This is a genomic window from Halodesulfovibrio sp., from assembly GCF_025210605.1.
Lineage (GTDB): Bacteria > Desulfobacterota > Desulfovibrionia > Desulfovibrionales > Desulfovibrionaceae > Halodesulfovibrio.
Map to the genome: position 1 here is coordinate 188232 of NZ_JAOARI010000013.1, position 16249 is coordinate 204480.

Sequence of the window (16249 nt, forward strand, 5' to 3'; positions counted from 1 at the left end):
TGCTAGTTGTCAGTGCTTTCCTGCACTAGCGATTCTATATTTACGTTGTCCGGCGTTCCAGCGTTGTTCCAGTTTGTAATGCCGTAAACAACACAGCCAATTGTTGATATGATGCACAGCCAGTAAGGCAACGCAGTTTCAATGCTTCCGAGACCTAATAGCATACTATTCTCCTTATAATAAAAAAAACCGCAGGCTCTCACCTGCGGTTTTTTCGGTATACGTTTTGTATCGTTGTGTACTGTCAAACACACTCAACCGATCCGCAGGTCATTGAGACGCGGTAACCATAATATGCGTAAAAATAGCTGTTCATATGGCGGTTGATTGTGTTCATGGAGTCTCTTCTACTCGCTATGATACAAAAATGTCAAGTTCGATAAAGTAGAAAATGGCATTTTTTTCGATATAGTCGAAAATGAAAAGTGAAAGGAAGGCGCGGGAGGAAGCCTCCGGCGGCGCTTGCCAGCGGGACTTTATGAACCTTTCTCGAAGAAAGGTTCGTAAAAATATCCAAAGACTTTCAAGGGCAAAGAAATCTTTTTTGTAAGACCTTGGAAGCCGCGAGAAGCGATATCCTTAAAAAGTAAAGGGTTGTTCTATGTGTGCAGAACAACCCTTTACTTTGAATATAAAGAAAGCATTACCGAATACAGTAGATACAAGCGGTAAGCGTTGGTTTGACGTTTATTAAAATTAGTAGGGCGGCTGCTCTGTGGTTACAGAGCAGCGCAAGTTAGTCGTAAGTGATCTCGCGAATTGTGTTGGAATAAGTACTCTTGGTTGAACTCTTGTTCCCTTGAGGGGGCGATGCCACCTCCATGCGGGTAGGTTCACGAACATATTTTCCTTTACGTATTTTGCCAGCAGAGCTGAATATGATCTTCTGCAAGGCTTCGGGATACAAGGCTAACGACTACAGCAATTGTGATAGCCACGGGCAATGCCACTACGTTGGGGTCTACCCACTGGAGTAGAAACATTGTGCTACCGGGTGCTGCATCTGCCACAAGGGTGACTTTTCCAAAGATAGTTTTGCAAAGTCCGATTGATACCGCTTCTTTTTTGTGGATGAAAAGCATCCAGAGCATGGAAACGGTGAATCCACCGACCATGGACGTTTTGGCTCCTGTTTTGGTCATGCCTTTCCAGTAAAGCCCGAAAACGTACGCTGGGAGGAATGCGGCTCCGGTAAGTCCGAAGAAGAAAGCTGTTGCACGCGCCACAATGGAAGGCGGCAACAACCATGCCCATACCAGTGTCGCAAGAATTGTTGCAATAATCCCAAGCTGGTTTACTTGTTTGGTATCCCGTTTGGTGGGCATAACTACCTGTGAGACATCGTAGGCAAGTGAGGTTCCACCAATATGGAACTGGCTTGAAAGAGTAGACATTGCTGCGGCGAACATGGCGAGCAAGAATGCTGTGGAGAACCAAGGCGGCATGATGCCTTCAATGAAGACAGGGATTATTTTATCAAGGTTACCACCTGCCATTTGGATACTGATTTTGCCAAACTGTTCGAAGAAAATTGCATTAGAAAGCGCACCTACAACGAAGATAACGAATACTGTGAGCAGAAGAAAAATTGCGCCATAGAGAACTGCACGGTTTAATTCTCTGTCGCTGGAAACAGTCATGAAGCGCACAGCAAGTTGCGGCTGTGCTAGTACGCCTATGCCGACGCCGTAGACAAGTGTTGTATAAATAACAAGCCAAAGCGGAGTGCCCTGTGCGGAGCCTTGTGTCCAACCCAAGATGCCACCTTTTTGTAAAGCCTGTGGCATAAGATGGGACATGGCTGTGAGTTTTTCATGTGCCGGAATAACACCACCGAGCAGGTAGTAGGTGTAGCCAAGCAGGAAGAGCATCATGGCAGCCATAATGGTTCCCTGAAATGCATCCGTGTACATTACAGCTTTCATGCCGCCGGTAATTACGTACAAAGACAGAATTGCGGTTATTCCGATAAGCATCCATTCATACGGCAGACCGAGTGATACCTCTGTCATACGGCAGATACCAGTGAGCACTGCTGCTGCATAAACAGGAATAAAGAAAAAGATAATACCGCCGGAAAAGGACTGTACGAACTTGGAATTATAGCGCTTACCAAGAAGTTCCGGAAATGTGTGACAGTTGAGTGTTAGCCCCATGCGGCGAGTTCGTTTTCCAAGAAACACCATAGCGATGAAAACGCCGACAAAAATAGTAAGAAATGCAAGCCACAGCAGAGGCATGCCGAACATTGCCGCAACGCCACCAAAACCGATGATGGCAGAAGTGGACACAAATGTTGCACCATATGACATAGCCATAATAAACGGGTTAACAGAACGACCTGCAAGCATGTAGTCGCTAGCGCCTTTTGTTTCTTTCCAACCCTTCCAACCCAAGTAGAATACAGCTGCAAAGTACAGCATTGCGGTGATAAGTTTGGCGGCCACGTCAAGTTCCTCTCTTATTGCTTTGTGTTATCACACACTATTGATTCAACTTCTGCCGTGATGGTGTCCGGCTCGCCTGCGTTGTTCCAGTTCTTAATTCCGTAAGCAATACAGCCTATGGTTGAGAGGATACAAAGCCAGTAAGGTAACGCGGTTTCAATGCTTCCGAGTCCAAGTAACATATCTGTTCTCCTTGTAATTACGTGCAAAAAAAAACCGCAGGCTTTCGCCTGCGGTTTCATCGGTGTATAGAATTATATTGTGTTACGTTTGAACACACTCAACCGATCCGCAGGCCTGAATGCCGCGGAAACCAAAAAACGCAAAAAGGAAGTTGGTGTTGAGTTTGTTCATGAAGCCAACCTAAATGTGGTTAGACAAAAATGTCAAGTTTAGTTTGAAATTAAAATTTTGTTTCCAGAACATCTGCGGCTCGCTGACCATTTGCCGCCTTAATATTGCCAACCCATTGGCGAACCACATCAAGGTGTCCTTTAATCCATTCAGTTGCGGTTTCTTCAGGTGTTTGTTCTTTTATTGCAACATCGTATGTCCACTTACCTTGGGTCTTTTTGTCGACGTTGATGCGTGAAAGGAACAAGTACGGGTCTGGATATTGCTTTTTAATCTTTGGTCTGATGACAGTATTGATAGAGTTTTCAGCGATCAGTATGCCAGAACCTTTTACGCCATCCAGATACCGCATATCGAGAGTTACGTTTGTCCAGTGCGGTTGCCAGCATCCGAAAACAATCCATTGTTTTTCTTTAAAAGATTTAAGTACTTGTTTGAACAGGGCATCAATTGGTTCGCCTTGCTGCTTCCAGCTGCCGAGTCCTTCAAAATCATCAAGAATTAATTGATCGACAATGTTGTACAATCCTGAACCAGCTTCGAGGTTATAGATTACAGAACCAAATTTTTCGGCATTGGGAGCAAGGTCTGCAATAGATTTCACCTTTGGGTCAACGTAGTCGGGAATGCATAGTCCTGTGCGGGCATTGGCTACGTTAACTCCGGCAATATGAACAACTTTTTCTTCAAGCAAAGGGAGCAGCATTAATTTATGTAAGGGAAGCCACGCACTCATGAAAACATCTGCATCACCGTTTTCAAGAGATCTATACGCCTTTTCGGGTTCTTCTGTGGTCATAGCTGTGGGAAAACCAATTGCCTCAAGTACCTGCATAGCAATTTGTGCCTTAACCATACCGCCTGCCCATGGCGGAACGATGAATGTTATCGGCTTGGCATTAACCGTTGCTGGATGGCAGATAAACGCGAATGCAAACGCAAACAAAAGAGCCGCGAATTTTTTACGCATAGTGTTCTCCTCGCTTATTGGTGCATAGTCTTCTGTTTGTCCGAAGCGGTATGTTTTTTTGTACGGACAGGTTGCTGTTTTTCGTCAGTTGCTACTTCACCGTCTTTAAACACGATGCGGCGCTTGGCACAGTCGGCGGTGAGCGGGTCATGAGTGACTAAAATAATAGTTTTGCCTGTGTTGTTGATTTTCTCAAACAGATCGAGAATTTCGTTACTTGTGTTTGTGTCAAGCTGTCCTGTGGGTTCATCTGCCAACAGTAATGGCGGATTATTGAAGAGCGCACGTGCTAGCGCGACACGTTGTTGCTGTCCGCCGGACAAGCTTGACGGTTTAAAATCCATACGGTCTCGCAATCCTACGGAATCGAGTAATTCCTCTGCCCGTTGGCGGAGGCGTGTTTGTTTGCCTTTGCGGTAGAGACCGGGAAGCATAACATTCTCCGCTGCCGTTGCGTAGGGAATGAGATAAAAATTTTGAAAAACAATGCCAGTAAGTCTGTTTCTGGCATCGCTTTGTTCATTATCTGACATTTGTGCTGTATCCGTACCATCAAGAAAGTATGAGCCAGCAGTAGGACGGTCTAGCAGGGCGAGAAGATGCAGGAGCGTAGATTTTCCCGAACCCGAAGTACCTTGGATTGCAACCAGCTCGCCATGGTCAATGACCATATCAAGTGGTTTTACGGCATTGATAGTCAGCCCACCTTGCGAAAAGGTTCTTGTTAATCCTTTTGTTTCGATAACTGGCTTGCTCATTCTGCTACTCTTTAGATTGATTGCTTGGCAGGATAAGCCGTGTTGCGACTAGGTCACCGTTATTAATGCCCGATAATACCTCTGTATTGTTAGCTCCCATTGTTCCGAATTCTGGTGAAACTGGGGTTGCGCGATTATTTTCATCCACGATGTATACATATTGTTTGCCATCCACCCACTTGATGGCGTTGTTGGGTACTACCAGAACGCTATCTATTTCTTTTGTGATAATAGAACACTGAGTTGTCATTTGCGGTCTGAGCTGGATAGCTGTTTTAGGCTTAAGAGGAACCAGTGCTTGATAGTATACAATATTATCTTGGATGACAGCTTCAGGATATATTTTTGACACACTTCCTCTGAAAATAACGCTAGGGTAGGCATCAACGGTAAAGTTAACTGGCATTCCCCGTGTGACGGTTCCCACATCGGTTTCATCGACGTAAATAAGCATTTCAAGGCGAGTAGGGTCTAAAATTGTAATCAGGTTAGCTACTTGTAATCCTGCAACTACAGTTTCGCCTTCTTGCGCTGTAACCTGACTGACCAGCCCGTCGATTGGTGCATAAATTTCTGTATAGCTGATTTGAATGCTAGCGTTGTCCAGCTCTGCCTGTGCAGAAACTACAGCCTCTACGGCGTTAATGACGTCTGTAATGTAATTTTCTTCCAGCAACCGCAAAGCATCTTTGTTCGATTTTGCCTGTGTGGCTGCCACAACGTAGTCCTGATAGGCTTCATCTAGTGAAGATTGCTCAAGCACTCCTGTTGCAACAAGGGCAATACGTCGTTGCCATGTGAGATATGTGAAGCGGCGTTGCGCTAGCGAGCCGTCAAGAGTCGCCTGAGCCTGATCTATCTGAATGGGATATGTTTTGTTAACATTTTCCAGTTGTGCTTGTGCCTGCCTGAGCGCTGCTTCTTGTGCTACGTAGTTTGCGCGTTGTTCTCTATCGTCTATTTTGGCGATTAAAATACCTTTTTCGACCCTGTCTCCAACACGCACGAGCATTCGTTCTATCACACCAGTAGCACGCGTACCTGTTTTAACAATTGCACCAACTTGAGCTTGGATAATTCCAGTGGATTGCAGCTGAACGGCAACGCTTCCTTTTTGTGCTTTGGCGATTTCAAGAACCTTTGCTCCATCTGCGTCCTGTTGCACTACAAAGTACCACACTGTTCCAGAAATGAGCAGTATGGTAACGAGCACGATGAGGATAAAGGCAGATTGTTTTCGCATGCAAGAGTATCCTTCTGGAGGTAAAGGGTACTCAACTGTACGCTAGGTGCAAACGTGATAGCTATTCTAGAGAAGAAAAATCTGAATAAAAATACATGGATTTAAGAAAGTTCGGGAGAAGGTATAAAAAAAGACCACTGCAAGGCAGTGGTCTTTTATGGGCGTAATAGCGGCGACGCTAAAACAGGTTGGTTGCGTATGCTGCGTTGAGCAATGATGTATACTTGCTGTCGTAGCGCTTTTCATCCTTTTGCAGGGCTAAAGCAGCTTCGGCAGGTGGTATTGCTTCAGCGTATGTACGTTTTGTAATCATGGCGCTGAAGGAGTCAGCCACAGCAGTTACTCTACCAAGCCAACCAATGTCGTCACCTTTGAGTCTGTTAGGGTAACCAGATCCATCCAACCGTTCATGGTGCTGCATAATTGCCTGCACCATTTCATCGAAAGCAAAACCGAGCTTATGTACAATCTTGCCTCCCTGAAGGGAGTGCTCAAGAATCTTAGCACGTTCATCATGCTTCAGCGGCTCTGTTTTGGTCAGGATAAAGGAAGGTACTTTAGACATTCCTATATCGTGCAGCAACAGCGCCAGCGTGATTTTATCAAGTTCTCTGCGTTTGAAATCCTTGCGGGTTTCAAAGAACAACCAAAGACCTGCGATAGTCGTGTTAAGAGAATGCGTACTAAGCCTATGCTCTTCCGTTGATATGCGACGCATAAAAAGCTTCATGCGGAACTTGTCCTTACTCAGAAACTCGGTGAAGACCATTACATCCTGATATAGTGCTTCAAACACTGGGCGCACAGGCTGGTCAATGAACTCATCAAGGCGGATGGTTAACGCCTGAATTATTACTTCAGCGATTTCTGTATCTTTCAAGTTCTCATCAATAAGCACAAGGTCAAGCTGTTTGACAATATGCTTAAAGTATACCGCATGGTCAGCTCGGGCAACGAACAGGTCGCCATTGGAACAAAGGGTCTGGACTTCATCTACCTGCTCATTAGAGAGCCTTGCACCCTTACGACAGTAAGGTTCAAGTGTAGCAGACTCATCCTTAAACACAAACAGATCCAGTGGCGGTCTGTACTTTGGGAAGCTGTCCAGAATAGTTTTAGCTATCTGGTAATACGCTTCTCTAAAGCTTTCGGAAGCAGCGGATTGATCAGTTGTCATACTTACTTATGGTAGATTTTCACCAGGTTTGTTCCCCTGGCTTGTCCTCCCGGTTTAGGCTGACCTGCTGTAATAACAACGCGGTCACCGGCACGGAATTCAGGGGATGTTTCAACAAATGTTTCAGCCCGTTGTAGGTGGGCTTCAATAGATTTGTCAACAGGGTCGGTTACAACACCCCATGAGAAGTTCAATGCACGGCGAACAGCTTCGTCCGGTGTAAGCGCGTGAACGAGCTGGTCTGGACGACGTGCGGACATAAGACGAGCAGATGCACCGCTGTTGGAATGACATACAAGAGCTTTAGCTTCTACTTTTTCAGCCATGAGACATGCAGAGTATGCAAGGAAGTCCGGAGTAGACTGACCTTTGCTTGGAGTCATGTCACGTTCCTGCTCAAAGTAGTACTTTTCTGCTTCCTGCGCGATTTTGGTCATGTATTTCACAGTCTGCACAGGGAAGTTACCCATAGCAGTTTCTTCTGAAAGCATGAGACAGTCAGTACCGTCGAGTACAGCGTTTGCTACGTCAGTTGTTTCTGCACGGGTAGGAACAGGGTTGTTCACCATGGACAGAAGCATCTGGGTTGCAACGATAACTGGTTTGCCTGCGCGGTTACATGCTTCGATGATGCGTTTCTGCATAGCTGGAAGCTGTGGAAGCGGACATTCAACACCAAGGTCACCACGAGCAACCATGATGATGTCAGTAACATCGAGAATAGCTTCGAGGTTAGTAACAGAGTTCTGACGCTCGAGCTTAGCGATGATAGGAATGTTTTTACCGGCTTCGAGGATAATTTTACGTGCAACTTCAATGTCAGCAGGAGTCTGAACAAAGGAGAGAGCACAAGCATCAACACCGAGACGCAGACCGTCGCGAAGATCTTTCTGATCTTTTTCGGTCATAGCCGGAAGGTTGATTGGTTTACCCGGAAGAGCAAGACCTTTACGGGAAGTCAGGAAGCCATCGTTGCGACACTCAATCTCGAATGCACCGAGGTCGAGTTTTTCTGTTACGCGGAACGGAAGTACGCCGTCTGCGAGAACAATTTTGTCGCCGATTTCCAGAGTTTCCATGATCTCAGGAACATCAAACGGGATGAAAGGAAGTTGACGCACGTGTTCGGTACCTGAAGGGCCGAGAACGAGACGATCATGTTTTTTCAGTGTGTAGCTATCTTCACTGAGCTGACCGATACGCATCTTAGGGCCGGAGAGGTCCTGAAGAATTGTAATAGGAGTATCGTACTCTGCTTCGAGTTCGCGGATAAGTGCAATAAGACCTTCAAACATGGTTGCATCGCCATGTGAGAAGTTAAGCCTGAAAATACGTACACCGGCTTCAATAAGTTCAGACAATTTCTGTCTTGAGTTACTGGCCGGACCAATGGTGGCAATAATTTTAGTTCTCATGATAAGGATATTTTGTGATTTACAACATATTGTCAAGGCATATTGATATGTGAAACCGGTTTTAGTTTGAATACGCCCCTTTACAACTTCAGACGCACGCCTTTCTTATAATGGTTGGGGTGGTAAAGTGTGGTAAAAGGTGGTAGAGGTGACGTATGTATTTCAGAGGCCGATCCCACCGAAGTCTCGATAACAAAAGCAGAGTAATGCTGCCCACTGCCTTTAGGGACATCCTTCTCTCTCGCTCGGAAGGCGGGAAACTTGTCCTTACCACCTATGATAGGTGCGTAATGGGGTTTCCATTGCCTGATTGGGAAGAGTTCGAGCAAAAATTCCATCGATTAAAAAATCCATCTCTTAAGTTGCGTCATTTCCGAAGACTCGTTATTGGCGGAGCCGAAGAAATTGTTGTGGACAAGCAGGGACGCATCAGGCTTCCTGCTGACCATGTCTCGTATGGTGGGCTTCAGAAAGAAATCGTGCTTGTCGGACAGGGAAGTAAATTTGAGATTTGGGATAAAACCCGCTTCGAAGAACTTATGGCTCTCGATTTCGACGACGTGGCTGACGAATTAACAGAAAGCGGAATTGATTTTCCGATTTAGGAATAAGGTGACCAGTAATGACTTCCGAACAGGATAGCGCACAAGACCAGCAAATGTGGGACGATCATGTCTCCGTACTGCTGAACGAAGTGATAGACTACCTCGACCCTAAACCCGGTGGATACTATTTAGACGGAACACTGGGGCTTGCAGGGCACAGTGAAGCTTTGTTGAAAAAAGCAGATGGTAAAGCGCATCTTCTCGGTATCGATAGAGATTTAGAAACGCTTGAGCGCGCTCGAAAGCGTCTTGAGCCGTTTGGCGATAATGTTGTAACAGCCCACGCCAGATTCAGCGAATTTGAAATGGTTTTGCGGGATGTCAACTGGGATGAGCTTGATGGTGCACTTATTGATATCGGTGTTTCGTCAATGCAGATCGATCAGCCGGAACGAGGTTTCAGTTTTAAAACTGAAGGTCCGCTTGATATGCGGATGGACCCTTCCGGTGGTATGCCGCCTGCAAGCTCTATCGTTAACAAAGCGTCGTATGAAAAATTAAAATTTATTATTGGTCGATACGGTGAAGACCCTATGTGCGGACGTATTGCAAAAGCAATTCTCGAAGCCCGTTCCGTATCACCTATTGAAACAACAACGCAGTTGGCATCAATTGTTGAAAAAGCGTATCCGGCTAAGTGGCGCGCTAAATCCAGAAACCACCCTGCAACACGCACATTCCAAGCATTGCGCATGGTGGTTAACAGTGAGTTAGAAGAGCTGGAAGCATTTTTGAAGCGCATTTTGGATCACTTGCGCCCGGGTGGTCGCCTTGCTGTAATCACCTTCCACTCCTTGGAAGACCGTATGGTAAAGCGCATGTTCAAAGAAGAATCTACCGGATGCATTTGCCCAAAACAGATTCCTGTTTGTGTTTGTAATCATACCCCGAATGTTACGTTGATAACCCGAAAGCCAGTTACCGCAAGTGCGGAAGAGCTTAAAATCAACTCTCGTTCTTCAAGTGCAAAATTGCGCGTGGTTGAAAAATTGTAGCGGGAAGCCGATGGCAAAAAAGATTGATGTGTGGATTCTTGCATTGATTCTTTCTGGAGTACTCACACTGGCGTTGTGTTTAACCACTGTGTGGTTGAATATTGAGCAGGTGAATATGGGGTATGCCCTTAAAGAGCTTCAAGTAAGCGTCAACAAAAAGAAAGCACATACAGCCAGACTTCAGCTTGAGCGGGATAATTTGTTGTCTCCGTACCGATTAAAGAAAGAAGCCGCTCGACTTGGGATGCAAGCTGCTCAGGTCGGGCAAATACGCCGGATGGCTGAAACACCTGTTAAGGAATAATGGAGTGACTGTGGTCAAGGCAGCGCGGAAAAAACGAATTCCAGAACAAAAAGAAACGTAAAGAAACGTGAATCCGTTTTTAAAGGGCGGGACTGGAGTCGTGTGCGTTTTCTGTGTGTTGCTGCATTCATTGCGATATTATGGTGCTCCCTGTGGGGAAGAGCTTTCAGCTTGCAAGTTGTCGATCCGCAAGAACTGGGACGACGGGCACTGCGCCAGCATCTGACGTCGGAGCTGGTGACAGGACGTCGCGGAAAGATTCTTGATAGAGACAACAGAGTCTTGGCATCAACACTTGCCATTAAATCTGTGTTTGTGCGTCCATACGAAGTGGAAAGTCCGTATACAGTTTCTGTGCGTCTTGCAGGTATTCTTGGTGTTGATCCCAAGTTTATTCGGAAGAAAATCAGAAAAGGTCGCAACTTTGTCTGGATAAAACGAAAGATTGATGACCGCGCAGCAGCTGCAATCAAAAAGCAGGGGCTGAAAGGTGTCTACCTCCAGACTGAGTTTGGGCGGGTTTATCCGAACAAAATGTTGAGCGGCAACTTGCTTGGCTATGTTGGCATTGATGAAAAAGGTCTTGCCGGTATCGAATACGCGTTCAATAAAACCCTCACCGGTTCTTCCTCTAAATTTGTTGTGCAGCGCGATGCCGCAGGGCGCAGGCTCTTTTTGCAGGGCGCAGAAGAAACAACGCCTCTTCAGGGCGATGATATTAGCCTGACTATTGATTCGGAAGTGCAGTTCTTTGCTGAACAGGCAGTACAATACGCTGTTAATGCCTACGATGCGAAGTGGGGCGGCGCAATGGTTGTAGATGTTGCCAGCGGGGATGTTCTTGCGTGGGCACAGGCGCCGATGTTTAACCCGAACGTATTCGGACAATATTCATCCAGCCAGCGTCGCGATAGAATTGCTCAGGATGCCTTTGAAATGGGATCAACCATCAAACCATTTTTGATGGCAGCAGCACTTGAAGAAAATATTATTGAGCCTGATACGCTGGTTTTTTGTGAAAACGGAAGATGGCGTTTGCATAACGTCCGAATCCGTGACACGAAAAAATTGCAGTGGCTGACAGCAAAAAAAGTACTTTCCTACTCTAGTAATATTGGTACCGCAAAAATAGGGCTTGATCTTGGCGCAACCAAGTATAGAGACTATTTGGTGCGGTTGGGATTTGGCAAAAAATCTCCTTTACCGCTGGCAGGACAGTCGTCGGGGATTCTTCGTCCGCTGAAACGGTGGACGCAGGTTGACCTTGCCAACGCAGCTTTTGGTCAGGGCTTTTCGGCAACCATGCCGCAATTGGCAGAAGCCTATTTGGCGCTCGCTAATGGTGGCGTTCGAAAACCGCTTCGACTGGTAAAAAATTTTTCATTAGCTGAAAATGTGCAAAAAGAACGTTCGCAACGGATTTTTTCCGAAGAAACAGCACGGAATGTACTCGCGATGATGCAGGATGTTGTGGAACATGGCACAGGAAAAAGTGCTGCCATATCTGGTGTTTCTATCGGCGGAAAAACTGGGACAGCGCAAAAAGCATCCCGCAGCGGCGGCTATGGCGGCAAGTATACTTCGTCATTTGTCGGGCTGGTTCCGGCACAGAATCCGAGGTTCATCACATTAGTTGTTGTTGATGAACCCGCCAAAAACTATTACGGGAGCAAGGTTGCCGCGCCAGCGTTTAAAGAGATCGCAATGCGGTACATGGCTCTCAATGGCACATTGCCCGACTCTGAGCAGTCCCGTCTGTTTGCAACAACAGCACCGGCAAAACGGAAACCGACATATGGTGAACGACGTTTTGATGTAGGTGGCAAACCACAGATTTCTGGGGAATCAGTTCCTGATTTACGGGGTAAGTCGGTACGTTTTGCAATGGAAATTTATGCTCGTCAGGGCATTATTCCTTCTGTACAGGGGAGTGGTGCTTTTGTGAAAAAACAAAAACCGGCAGCAGGCGCAAAGTGGTCTGCCGGTGCTAAACAGCAATATATACTCTGGCTATCGGAGCAATCATAATATGGCGCAGACTATACCTATGGAACAGCTTGAGCAGCAGGTTGCGACTGGCTTGCTCACTCTGCATATTGATTCCCGCAAAGTAAAACAGGGAGACGTCTTTGTTGCGCTTCCCGGCGCTACTGTGGATGGCGGGAAATTTATCGAGAACGCCATTGAAAATGGTGCAGCATACATTGTGTGCAGCGAAGAAAATATTCCAGCAAACCCTGTAGATGCAGTGTTTGTTGTTACAGAAAATACAAAAGAAACTCTTGGCAGACTGGCATCTGCCCGTTTTGGCACTGCCAATCTTAATCTACAGCTTGTAGGTGTTACTGGCACAAACGGCAAAACAACCGTTACCAGTATCTTAGAATACCTTTTTGCTGAGGCAGGTCGCAAAACTGGTGTTATCGGCACGGTTGCATATCGCTGGCCGGGTACAGAAATTGTTGCCAACATGACAACACCGGATTGCCTTAAGTTGCATTCCCTGCTTTCCCGTATGGAAGCGGCGGGGGTTGAAAATGCATTCATGGAAGTTTCTTCACATGCGCTTGACCAGAACAGAACTGCCGGAATCCGTTTTGCCGGTGGTGTGCTTACAAACGTAACGCAGGATCATCTGGACTACCATGGTGATATGGAAACGTATTTTGATGCAAAGAAAAAGTTGTTCACCACTGTTCCTGATGTAGCCAAGCTGGGCGTAGTCAACCTTGACGATGCCTACGGCAAGCGTTTGCTTCCAGAGCTTTCCAACGGTATCGGTTTTACGCTGACTGGTGCTGATGTAGAAGGCTGCCGTGTCCTGCGTGGTGAGATTCTTGAATCCACAGTGGATGGCTTGAAACTCCATATGTCTTTTGAAGGGCAGGAGTGGAATATTACGTCACCGATGGTAGGTACGCATAATGCCTCCAACCTGCTTGCAGCTATGGCTGTAGGGGTGGGAATGGGGCTTACCATACAGCAAATGCAGAGCCTTTCCGGCTATACCGGAGTTTGTGGACGTCTTGAACGTATCCCGACTACTAAAGGCATTTACGCGTTTGTTGATTATGCACATACCCCTGATGCGTTAGTGAATGTACTGTCTGCATTACGCAAAACAGGATTTGAACGCATTATTACTGTGTTCGGTTGCGGCGGAGACCGTGACCGTACTAAGCGTCCTCTTATGGGGGAAGCAGTAGCAAAAGGAACTGATGTTGCGGTGCTTACATCTGATAACCCGCGTACAGAAAATCCTGACGCTATTCTTGAAGATGTGAAGCCGGGGCTTGCTGATTGTAAGGAAGTGCTTGTAGAGGTCGATCGTAAAAAAGCGATTGAGCTTGCAGTATCCATTGCAAAACCTGGTGACTGCATTCTTGTTGCCGGTAAAGGGCATGAAGACTATCAGGTTCTTGGCACTAAAAAAGTACCATTCAGCGATCAGGCAATCCTGAAGGAGTTGCTCTAGTGAAGTTAACGCTCGATCAGATTCAAAGCGCAATGGGGGCAGTAGGTTTTCTTGGTGATGCTGGAGAACTGGCACCTCTTGGTATACAGACTGACAGCCGCGTGCTTAAGCGTGGAGAATTGTTCTTTTGTATTTCAGGCGAGCGATTTGATGGTCATAACTTTGCTAAGGCGGCGTTAGAACGTGGCGCATGCGGTATTGTTGCAGAACGACCTCCGTTTTCCATGGATGAAATGATGGGGATGGAGTGTTGTGACGGTGGCGTACCATTGCTTATGGTACAGGATTGTGTTGCTGCGTTGGGCAAGCTGGCAACTCATTATCGCCAGCTTACACGAGCTATTGTCACCGGCATCACAGGTACGGCGGGAAAAACTACCGTAAAAGAGCTGCTTGCAGAAATTCTTTCCGTTCGTGGCGAAACAGCACGTAACCATTTGAACTTGAATAACCAGATTGGCTTGCCAGTATCCATACTTGGAGCAACTGGTGATGAAAAATATTGGGTTATGGAAGCAGGTATCAGCCAGCCGCACGATATGGATGAGCTTGGCGCTATTCTGCGTCCTGATCTGGGGATTATTGTAAACGTGGGAGAAGGTCACACAGAAGGACTGGGTGACAAGGGTGTTTCTCACTATAAATCGCAGCTTCTTAAATATATTCAGCAGGGTGGTGTCGGACTCGTTTCCGTAGATTATCCTGATCTGCTGGAAGCATGTGACAGAAAATTCGATGAAATGCGGTATTTCAGCATTAAAGATCCTGAATGTGCATACTACGCTGAATATGCAGGTGCAGTGTCAGAAGTGCAGGGGAAATATCACGTAAACCTTTGCGGAAAAGAATTTGATGTCACTGCGCCGTTTAGAGGCGCTTTTGCCGCTGAAAATGTTATAGCGGCGGCAGCAGCAGCGGATATTATGGGACTTACGTCCAAAGAAATTATTCAGGGATTCGAGCAGGCGACGTTGCCGGAAAAACGATTTAATTGTTCGCAACGCGGTAACTGGCTTGTCATTGACGACTGTTACAACTCGAATCCATTATCTTGTGCCCGTGCGCTGGAAACAGCTGCTGAACTGGCAGAAGATAAGCCGCTTGTTCTGGTGTTGGGTGAAATGCTGGAACTGGGGGAGCAGGCTTATGAGGCACATAATGATATTGGCAAAAAGATTACTGAATCTAAGGCTGATGTTGTGTGCTGGATTGGCAAAAATAGCACTGCGGTGAAAGATGGTCTTAATGAGACCGACTTTACCGGGGAATTCCACTGTGTGGAAACACCGCAGCAATTTCTTAACCTGTGCAAAACGCTCTGTGTAAACGACGGAACCATTTTATTCAAAGGTTCCCGTGGTAATAAGTTGGAGCGTTTTGTTTCTGTGTTCTGCGACAGCTTTTGTCCTAGCAGAACAACGGGGATAACTGGTGCTTTATAATCTGCTTTACCCGCTCAGTTCAGACCTGAGCTTTTTGAATGTATTTAAATACATATCGTTTCGAACTGTTGGAGCGTTGTTGACGGCGCTTGTACTTTCAATTGCTCTTGGTCCTTATTTTATTAACTGGCTTAAAAAAATTAAATGCGGACAGTATATTCAGTCAGAAGTAGCCTGTCATACCAATAAAGCCGGTACGCCTACAATGGGCGGCATTTTGATTGCATTTTCACTTATTACAAGCACATTACTCTGGTGTGATTTGAGTAACCCCTATGTGTGGCTTACTTTGCTTGTATACACAGGCTTTGCGCTTGTAGGGTTTGTGGATGACTATACGAAACTGCGTCGCAAAGAAAATCAGGGACTTTCTGCCCGTGCCAAGTTTCTTGGACAAATAGGTATTTCGGCAGTAGCGCTGTACCTGTTAGTACAGCTCCCTGCATATTCAACGGAACTGTATGTTCCACTCTTCAAAAATGTGAGTCCTGATCTGGGATTCTTTTATATTCCGTTTGCCATGCTGGTTATTATCGGCTCATCAAACGGTGTGAATCTGACAGACGGTATGGATGGTCTTGCTATCGTGCCGGTTGTCGTCACTACACTTGTCTACGGGGTATTCATTTATGTTGCCGGTCACGCCGCACTTTCGCAGTATTTGCAGGTCGCAGCGGTTCCCGGTGTAGGTGAAGTTACCGTATTTTGCGGGGCACTTGTTGGCGCAGGGCTGGGTTTCCTGTGGTTCAACGCGTATCCAGCACAGGTGTTTATGGGTGATGTAGGTTCACTTTCTCTTGGCGGTACTCTTGGGTTCATTTCAGTGCTCTGTAAGCAGGAACTGATGATGGTTGTCGTTGGCGGCTTGTTTGTTGTGGAAACCCTGTCGGTCATTCTTCAGGTAGGTTCCTACAAGTTGCGCAAAAAACGAATATTCAAGATGGCGCCTATCCATCACCACTTTGAAATAAGTGGTATTCCGGAATCTAAAGTCATTATCCGTTTTTGGATTATATCAATCCTGCTCGGTGTAATGGCTCTCAGTGTTCTCAAATTGCGTTAGG

Annotated in this window: 15 protein-coding genes; 7 read left to right on the top strand and 8 right to left on the bottom strand. The window is 46.3% G+C overall.

Annotation, left to right across the window (positions count from 1 at the left end):
• Positions 1-2: 2 nt before the first annotated feature.
• The 8 genes from N4A56_RS04890 to pyk form a co-directional block, all read right to left on the bottom strand.
• Positions 3-164 carry a symporter small accessory protein gene (locus N4A56_RS04890; RefSeq protein WP_293670555.1) on the bottom strand — a complete coding sequence of 54 codons (162 nt, stop codon included), beginning with the start codon at positions 162-164 and terminating at the stop codon, positions 3-5.
• Between the two features lie 687 nt (positions 165-851).
• Positions 852-2447, bottom strand: a complete 1596-nt coding sequence (locus N4A56_RS04895) for a sodium:solute symporter family protein (protein WP_295545437.1) — start codon at positions 2445-2447, stop codon at positions 852-854.
• Positions 2448-2461: 14 nt separating this feature from the next.
• Complete coding sequence (locus N4A56_RS04900) at positions 2462-2629, bottom strand: symporter small accessory protein (RefSeq protein WP_293670559.1); 168 nt, start codon at positions 2627-2629, stop codon at positions 2462-2464.
• A 221-nt stretch (positions 2630-2850) separates the two neighbouring features.
• On the bottom strand, positions 2851-3771 hold the full coding sequence (locus tag N4A56_RS04905; protein WP_293670561.1) for a glycine betaine ABC transporter substrate-binding protein: 921 nt from the start codon (positions 3769-3771) through the stop codon (positions 2851-2853).
• A gap of 14 nt (positions 3772-3785) precedes the next feature.
• Positions 3786-4529 (bottom strand): ABC transporter ATP-binding protein, encoded by a 744-nt coding sequence (locus tag N4A56_RS04910; RefSeq protein WP_295545439.1) that lies wholly within the window; start codon positions 4527-4529, stop codon positions 3786-3788.
• A 4-nt stretch (positions 4530-4533) separates the two neighbouring features.
• Entirely contained in the window at positions 4534-5772 is a 1239-nt protein-coding gene (locus N4A56_RS04915) for an efflux RND transporter periplasmic adaptor subunit (protein WP_293670565.1), read from the bottom strand.
• A 178-nt stretch (positions 5773-5950) separates the two neighbouring features.
• Positions 5951-6949: an HD domain-containing phosphohydrolase gene (locus N4A56_RS04920; protein ID WP_293670567.1), complete on the bottom strand. Its 999-nt coding sequence runs from the start codon at positions 6947-6949 to the stop codon at positions 5951-5953.
• Positions 6950-6951: 2 nt separating this feature from the next.
• Entirely contained in the window at positions 6952-8364 is a 1413-nt protein-coding gene (pyk, locus tag N4A56_RS04925) for a pyruvate kinase (RefSeq protein WP_293670568.1), read from the bottom strand.
• Positions 8365-8519: 155 nt separating this feature from the next.
• On the opposite strand from pyk, the gene mraZ reads away from it, so the two are divergent.
• From mraZ to mraY, 7 genes are all read left to right on the top strand, one after another.
• Positions 8520-8969 carry a division/cell wall cluster transcriptional repressor MraZ gene (gene mraZ, locus N4A56_RS04930; RefSeq protein WP_293670570.1) on the top strand — a complete coding sequence of 150 codons (450 nt, stop codon included), beginning with the start codon at positions 8520-8522 and terminating at the stop codon, positions 8967-8969.
• 17 nt (positions 8970-8986) lie between these two features.
• Complete coding sequence (gene rsmH / locus N4A56_RS04935) at positions 8987-9964, top strand: 16S rRNA (cytosine(1402)-N(4))-methyltransferase RsmH (RefSeq protein ID WP_293670572.1); 978 nt, start codon at positions 8987-8989, stop codon at positions 9962-9964.
• 10 nt (positions 9965-9974) lie between these two features.
• On the top strand, positions 9975-10268 hold the full coding sequence (locus N4A56_RS04940; protein WP_293670574.1) for a hypothetical protein: 294 nt from the start codon (positions 9975-9977) through the stop codon (positions 10266-10268).
• A gap of 102 nt (positions 10269-10370) precedes the next feature.
• The gene (locus N4A56_RS04945; RefSeq protein WP_295545443.1) at positions 10371-12296 is read left to right on the top strand and encodes a penicillin-binding transpeptidase domain-containing protein; all 1926 of its coding nucleotides are present in this window, start codon (positions 10371-10373) and stop codon (positions 12294-12296) included.
• Position 12297: 1 nt separating this feature from the next.
• Positions 12298-13743 (top strand): UDP-N-acetylmuramoyl-L-alanyl-D-glutamate--2,6-diaminopimelate ligase, encoded by a 1446-nt coding sequence (locus tag N4A56_RS04950; protein ID WP_295545445.1) that lies wholly within the window; start codon positions 12298-12300, stop codon positions 13741-13743.
• Positions 13743-15185: a UDP-N-acetylmuramoyl-tripeptide--D-alanyl-D-alanine ligase gene (gene murF / locus N4A56_RS04955; RefSeq protein ID WP_295545447.1), complete on the top strand. Its 1443-nt coding sequence runs from the start codon at positions 13743-13745 to the stop codon at positions 15183-15185. The genes N4A56_RS04950 and murF overlap by 1 nt, the downstream gene beginning before the upstream one ends.
• Entirely contained in the window at positions 15175-16248 is a 1074-nt protein-coding gene (mraY, locus tag N4A56_RS04960) for a phospho-N-acetylmuramoyl-pentapeptide-transferase (RefSeq protein WP_293670580.1), read from the top strand. Before murF ends, mraY begins: the two co-directional genes overlap by 11 nt.
• The last annotated feature ends 1 nt before the right edge of the window (position 16249 follow it).